Origin of the sequence: Silicimonas algicola (genome assembly GCF_003148765.1) — a bacterium.
In the GTDB taxonomy this organism is placed as follows: domain Bacteria; phylum Pseudomonadota; class Alphaproteobacteria; order Rhodobacterales; family Rhodobacteraceae; genus Silicimonas; species Silicimonas algicola.
Window position 1 is genome coordinate 1 of record NZ_QGGV01000021.1, and the last position, 6,259, is coordinate 6,259.

The window sequence follows — 6,259 nt, forward strand, 5'->3', positions numbered from 1 at the left end:
CCTGCGATACCAACACGTCGACCTGCCGCAGCTTCGCGACGATCTCATCGGGCTTATGCTTCTTCTGGGGCATTCCTTTGTCCTCCATCTGGCTCGAAAGCCTACTTCAGGGAGGACCACTTTTCAGGGAACAGGCCACTCTTACGAGTTTAAGGAGCGGAGTGGTTGCGTATGCCACGAGCGCGTGCACGCAGCGAGCGTTTAACGTTCGGTTTGACTGATATATGTCTTGCTTGATCGCTGTTCGCTCGGAGAAACCGTCGTGTTCCTCAAAATTATTTCTTTTGCCTGTGCTTTAAATTAAGGGATGGTGGAGCATAGTGTGAATGGGCAGGAGGATTCGTATATGATCAAGGGGCTTAGTCTTGCCGGTGCCTTTCTGGCAGCCGTCCCAATGTCAATCGCCGCCGAAGCTGTAGATGGATTGATCGGACAGTGGGCCTTCGACGAGCAGCACGGAGAGCACGCAGCCGATACATCTGGGAACGGGCACGATGGAAGTCTGATCAACGGCGCATGGGGCCAAGGAGTCGAGGGTGGAGCATTGCTGCTTGACGGAGGAAACGATGGCATTGTGACCATCTCTATGGCGGACCAGATTAAGGAGACTAGAAGATCCATCACGCTTATGGCTTGGACCTATCGTACTGACGAGCATAACGTGGCGGTAGTGGCGAGTTCCTATCCGATGCTTTTTCTTGGATTTCACGGGCCGCAATTCAAGCTTGAGTTGACGGAACGCCCTGGCCTTCTTGCTCGTGTTGCGCAGAAGCTTGGGCTTGCGGATGAGGTGGAAGTCGAATGCTATGCTGACATGGCGTACGTGGCGGAGCTCAACAGGTGGATACATCTCGCGGCGACGTACGATGGTGAGATGGCGCGCCTATACGCCGACGGCCAAGAGGTGTGCGCTTTGCCCTTCTCTGGAATAATCAGCTTCTCAGATCGACCGCTTACCATCGGTGGGTATCTAGACAAGAATGGCAGCATTGTAGATGAAATCACTGGCCGCATCGATGATGTACGCCTCTATAACCGGCCGCTTTCTGCCGACGAAGTCAGAGCTTATTTCGAAGACACCGGAGCATTGCGGATGGGACAGTAAGGCTTCGACAGGATGCTGTTGAGGCTCCTGGACATTCTAAGGTTGTGACGAAGGTCCGGCTATGCACCATCGCGCCTGGCGCGTGTTAAGGTACTTGGCGCCAGTCGCGTCATCAAGGCGGTCACCTAAGGAGCGCTCGTTCTATGGTGAAGGTAAAGCGGAGGAGCCTGATCATGAAACGTCGGACTTTCCAACGTGACTGGTCTTCCCGAAGTCTATAAGGAACAGCAAGGGGGCTTGCAGATATTACGGTTCCCAGAGACTTTTTGCAAAGCCGCGAGATCTTCCTAAGCTACGCGAAGAGACAGGCCGAGGGTGGAGCTGACACAGCACTTTGCGTCGGCAAACTGTCGGAGGATTGGGCTCAACTCATGACATTCGCCTACTCTTCGAGTCGGCGCCTGGAGGTCGCGGATGTCGGCACTTCGGCAGCCGCCTAGTGGAAGCCATCGATGGCCGGATCTTCTTGACGGTCGGAGATCGTCGCGACGACATGACGGCACAGGATCTCTCCAATCACAATGGTTGCGTCGTCCGGATCAATCGCAATGGTACAGTACCCTTGGACAATCCGTTCGCCCAACCCCAGACGCACGACCGGAGATTTGGAGCTATGGCCACCGGAATCCACAGGGCGCCGTGCTCGATGCCGCCAGAGATCTCTGGGCGCCCACGGCGGAGACGAGATCAACCGAATTCGACCGGGTGCAAACTTTAATTGCCAGTGATCTTCTACGGACGTGAGTACTCGGTAGATCGTACTGGCGAAGTGACAGAAAAAGCAGGCATGGAACAACCCGAGTTCTACTGGGATCCATTAATTACGCTGTCCGGCACGGTTATCTATTCCGGCCTAATGTTCCCGGAGTGGCGTGGACATATTTTGGTCGGATTGCTTAACTCTGATCACGTTGCTCGCGTTGGCGGAACACCACTACAGGAGATCGAGCGTATCTATGGCGTCGAACTTCAACGAGTCCGGGACCTGAGAGAAGCACCCGACGGGGCCCCTTGGTTTCTCGGTGTGGGGCGGGGCGCCCTCTATCTTCTTGCGCCGGCGTAGCCCGTGGCCGTGTTGCCGGGGTGTGCTATGCAGCGAGACGCACGTTCGTCCTTTCGCATGATCAAGGCGGTGGGTAACTGTAGCCCGAGCTGGCAGTTACCGCCCCTTGATCGAAAGGATCAACTCTTTCGTGTGACCTGCTCCCATGAAACGTTCGCACTTTGAAGTTAGTCTATTCTCCAACTGATGTGCTACCCAACGCGACCTCGGCCGTTGTCGGAGTTTCCGCCCTTCGATCAGACACACGGGCTGGATGCGTGTGCCGGTTTCATCAGCGCTGCCGGGACCTTGTTCCCGATCGCACCATGGGGCCGTTCCTCGTTGTAGTCTCTACGCCAAGCCTCCAACTTTTCGGCCGCATCTTCAAGGCTCATGAACCAATGAGCCGACAGACATTCCGCCCGGAACCGGCCGTTGAAGGCCTCGATGAAGGCATTGTCGGTCGGTTTTCCCGGCCGCGAGAAGTCGAGCGTGACACTGCGCTGATAGGCCCAGAGATCCATGTCGCGCGAGATGAACTCGCTGCCCTGGTCGACCCGGATCGTCTTGGGATAGCCGATCCGGCGGCACACCTGGTCAAGCGTCGCGACCACGTCCTCCCCGCGATAGCTGAACCGCGGATCGAGCACCGGCACGAAGCGTGAGAAGGTATCGACGACGGTCAGGACGCGGATCTTGCGGCCTGTTGCCAACTGGTCATGAACGAAGTCCATTGCCCAAACGTCGTTTGGTCCGACGGCTTCCGCACGATCCTCCCGGAGCTTCGCCTTCACCCGCCGCTTCGGCGTCTTGTTCCTAAGCTGCATGCCCAACTCGTTGTAAATGCGATAGGTCCTCTTCGCATTGATCTCCCAGCCCTCGCGCTTCAGCAGCACGTGGACGCGCCGATATCCGAACCGGACACGGGTCTGGCAAATCTCCCTGATGCGCTGTTCCAACGCGGCCTGGCCGGGCCGACGAGACGTGTAGCGGTAGGTTCTCGGATCGAACCGGATCACCGCACAGGCCCGGCGGATCGACACCTGCCAATCCGCCCGCATCTCGTCGACCAGCGTCCTCTTCCGGGCAGGGTCGCCATTGTTGCGTCATTGGCCTAAGCGACGATGGCGACGAGCTTTCGCTTTATGACGTCCTGAAGCATCTCCTTGTCGAGCGACAAGTCCGCGACGATCTTCTTCAGCCGCGCGTTCTCCTGCTCGAGTTCCCGAAGGCGCTTCATCTCGGACGGCATCAGGCCGGCATACTTCTTCTTCCAATTGAAGAACGTCGCCGAGCTGATCCCGGCCTTGCGACAGACTTCCGCGACAGGCGTCCCGTCTTCAGCCTGCTTGATGATGCACGCCTGTCTCGCGCGTCCGTGAACTTGCTCGCCGTCATGGGCACTCCGCTCCTCTCCCAGCCAGGGATTCGATGCGGAAAACTCTAACCAAGATCGGGGGCGTTTCCGGGGATCACATCACAGCGAAAGAGACGAACATGAAGCGCAGCAGCTTCGCCTCTTTCGCTCGTTTCTTCGAGCCTGGGCTGGCCGTACCCAGCTGGAAAACGCTTGATCACCAGCGCGGTTCTGACCATCTTCCTAGTCAGCGTGAGTAGATTTCGTCTTGGAGCGAGGGATCTCGGGCCACTTTTTGGGGTGCGGATGTATGGGCGCGGTCGACAGCCGAGCCAAGCGTCTTCCGCAGATCGAGGTGCTGAAGTCGATGAATTGGGAAAAGCGGCTTGAAGAGGCGAGGACTCGCCGGGAAGCCATTTTGATACAGCACGAAGTTTCCGGAAAGCCCCGCCCTACGCGAGCCGTTGACGCTGCGGTAGTGGCTCAACTGAGAGCAGCTAGGTTCGAGCGTACTCTAGAGCGAATGCCCGGCGAAGGTGCTGAATCCACCCATGTCTTTGTTTCACAGGTGGAACCAACAGTACCTCCTCCAACTGGCACGGCAGGGCCACAGTATGGCGCGACGCGGGTGCAATCGTCGGCGGCCGGGCGGACTGCGCTTGGCCTTGGATTTGGGCTCGGATTCGCACTCGGCACTTTCGCTCTCGTGGGAGCATATCTTCTCGTCGAACTTCCAGATAGTGCGATATATCTATTACCGGACGCGCTCACGCAGAATCCGTCGACACTTGCGAAACCTGGTCCTTTAGTGACCGTATCTGCATCACCAGACAGCGGCGACTTGGCCTCGGGCGCGTCGAACGAGATCGAGGTTCTGGCGCCCTCGCGGCTCGAAGAAGATGGTTCAATAGAAACGCCCGGGCCCATGTCGCATCACGAGCGCTGGAACACGCCGAGACCTGCGAGTGTTGCTAAGCGACCAATCCAAGAGCCGTCGATGCCTGAGGCCGGTAGGCTGAACGAAGGCGTGTCATTCGGTTTGCGTACATCGTCGGCACCGCTGAACAGGTCCCGGCCTCAGGCCGAGGACTCCACGTCGTTAGCTGCCACCGTCGAGGCTGCACCGTTGCAAGAACAAGCGAACACTGAGGCAGCTATGGCAGTCGCCGGCATACAACCCCGGGTGCAGCAATCCTCGGACCTCGCCGTCTCGAGCACCGACGCGTCGGCGGCGTCCGAGACTGGGACGTTGCGGACCATAGAGCCACTTGCGCAAGTCGGGGTGGCTGCGTCATCCGCAAGTGTGAGGGAGGCGGCGGCGCCAGCGCCGCTACCTGAATATTTCGAAGGACCTGCAGCGTCTCCCTCTCTTCAATTCCAGAACCCAAGATTGCCAGATAACGAGGGGGCGAGCCTCGGCGCGCTGGTTTCCTCCGAGAGCGTTCGCACGCCGGTGAACCTGGCGACCCCGGAGGTTGACGAAACGAGCATACCATCTCTATTCGCTGACGCGGTCGCATCTGCAGTCGTGCACGGGAACTTTGAGAAGCCGCCCGTCGTCAACCCTTTGCCTCAACAATCAAAAACATCACTTGAGATCGCCGCGGCGAGCTTCCGGGCACCTGGGTTGCCCAAAACGTCTCCGGCACCCGAATTCCCGCATGATATACCGGAAGGTCAATCGGCTTCATTAGCCGCGCTCATGCCGGCGCCCGTTCGGTCCGAGGGCCGAAGGAGCCTGCTTGGAGTGGAATCTTCTCCTGCGCCGCGACCGCCAGAGACCATATCACCTGACGTTGAAAGCCTCATTGCCGGGACAACATTACCACCCAACGAGACCCCGTCACCTGCGGCGATGCCAGCGCAGCCTGAAGTCGAGGCCGCGGTCCCTACTTCAGTTTGGGCGGCGCCCGCAGCCCCGTCTCTTTCTAACTCGGCTTTGTCCGAAGGGCGTATACGAGGCGGCGACCTACTGTTCGTCCGCATCGTTATACCCGAGACCGTTCCAGATCTCCGGGCCGCCGAAGTTTTCTTGGTAGTTGAAGATGCCGGGATCGAGAACCGGATCAGTCGCGTAAACTACAGAGTAGGCGAAACACACGTTCGCTTTTACCACGAAGGAGATGCGGCCGTCGCAGCGGCACTCGCGCAAATGATCGGCACCGAAGAGAAAGATTTCACCTCGTTCCGGCCGACTCCACCTGCCGGCACACTCGAGGTTTTCCTCGCGGGCGATACCGCTGCCGAACCTCCATCTCCGCCTCAGGCGGTGGTCGCTCCGACCCTTGCTCGCCCGCCTGAGCCCGACGATCTGACGCTCATGCGGGATCGCAACGTGGATCTTCTCCGGCGCGGAGAGCACCACTAATGTTAAACAGCTTGCTTCGTCTTGTAGACGGCAACCCAAATGGGCAACACGAATGGACAACAACAGATACGCCCGCACAACGGACCTCGATTGACCCAATCATGCCAAGTCAGGAACTCTTTGCCATCATCACGGCTCTGACCTGTCTGGCGGGAAGTCGTGGTGTCTATGCTGCATATACGATGGGTGAGCTTGCAGAGATCGAGCGCATCATCGAGTCTTTTTAAACGAGCGAGCGCATTCCGCCGGTGGCCTGCCCCCTGAAAAGTGGTCCTCCCTGAAGTAGGCTTTCGAGCCAGATGGAGGACAAAGGAATGCCCCAGAAGAAGCATAAGCCCGATGAGATCGTCGCGAAGCTGCGGCAGGTCGACGTGTTGGTATCGCAGG

Annotated in this window: 4 protein-coding genes and 2 pseudogenes; 4 read left to right on the forward strand and 2 right to left on the reverse strand. The window is 58.4% G+C overall.

The window, feature by feature from the left end; translation table 11 throughout:
• Positions 1-346 precede the first annotated feature (346 nt).
• The 3 genes and pseudogenes from C8D95_RS21550 to C8D95_RS22825 all read left to right on the forward strand — a co-directional run bounded on the left by C8D95_RS21550 (position 347) and on the right by C8D95_RS22825 (position 2,168).
• On the forward strand, positions 347-1,105 hold the full coding sequence (locus C8D95_RS21550; protein ID WP_164721537.1) for a LamG domain-containing protein: 759 nt from the start codon (positions 347-349) through the stop codon (positions 1,103-1,105).
• A 358-nt stretch (positions 1,106-1,463) separates the two neighbouring features.
• Positions 1,464-1,849, forward strand: a pseudogene (locus C8D95_RS22820) (PQQ-dependent sugar dehydrogenase).
• Complete coding sequence (locus tag C8D95_RS22825; RefSeq protein ID WP_277601030.1) at positions 1,830-2,168, forward strand: PQQ-dependent sugar dehydrogenase; 339 nt, start codon at positions 1,830-1,832, stop codon at positions 2,166-2,168. The pseudogene C8D95_RS22820 and the gene C8D95_RS22825 overlap by 20 nt, the downstream one beginning before the upstream one ends.
• 236 nt (positions 2,169-2,404) lie before the next feature.
• On the opposite strand, the pseudogene C8D95_RS21560 reads toward C8D95_RS22825, so the two are convergent.
• Both C8D95_RS21560 and C8D95_RS21565 read right to left on the reverse strand, forming a co-directional pair.
• A pseudogene (locus C8D95_RS21560) lies at positions 2,405-3,545 on the reverse strand (IS3 family transposase).
• A gap of 1,928 nt (positions 3,546-5,473) precedes the next feature.
• A complete protein-coding gene (locus tag C8D95_RS21565) occupies positions 5,474-5,935 on the reverse strand; it encodes a hypothetical protein (protein WP_170121504.1) in 462 nt (153 codons plus the stop codon).
• A 38-nt stretch (positions 5,936-5,973) separates the two neighbouring features.
• Here C8D95_RS21565 and C8D95_RS22830 point away from each other — a divergent pair, with 38 nt between their 5' ends.
• Positions 5,974-6,099: a hypothetical protein gene (locus C8D95_RS22830; RefSeq protein ID WP_282957646.1), complete on the forward strand. Its 126-nt coding sequence runs from the start codon at positions 5,974-5,976 to the stop codon at positions 6,097-6,099.
• Positions 6,100-6,259 lie beyond the last annotated feature (160 nt).

What these genes read in the sequence shown, in the direction of transcription:
- C8D95_RS22830 (WP_282957646.1), top strand. Translation starts at nt 5,974, where the DNA reads ATGCCAAGTCAGGAACTCTTTGCCATCATCACGGCTCTGACCTGTCTG.
- C8D95_RS21550 (WP_164721537.1), top strand. Translation starts at nt 347, where the DNA reads ATGATCAAGGGGCTTAGTCTTGCCGGTGCCTTTCTGGCAGCCGTCCCA.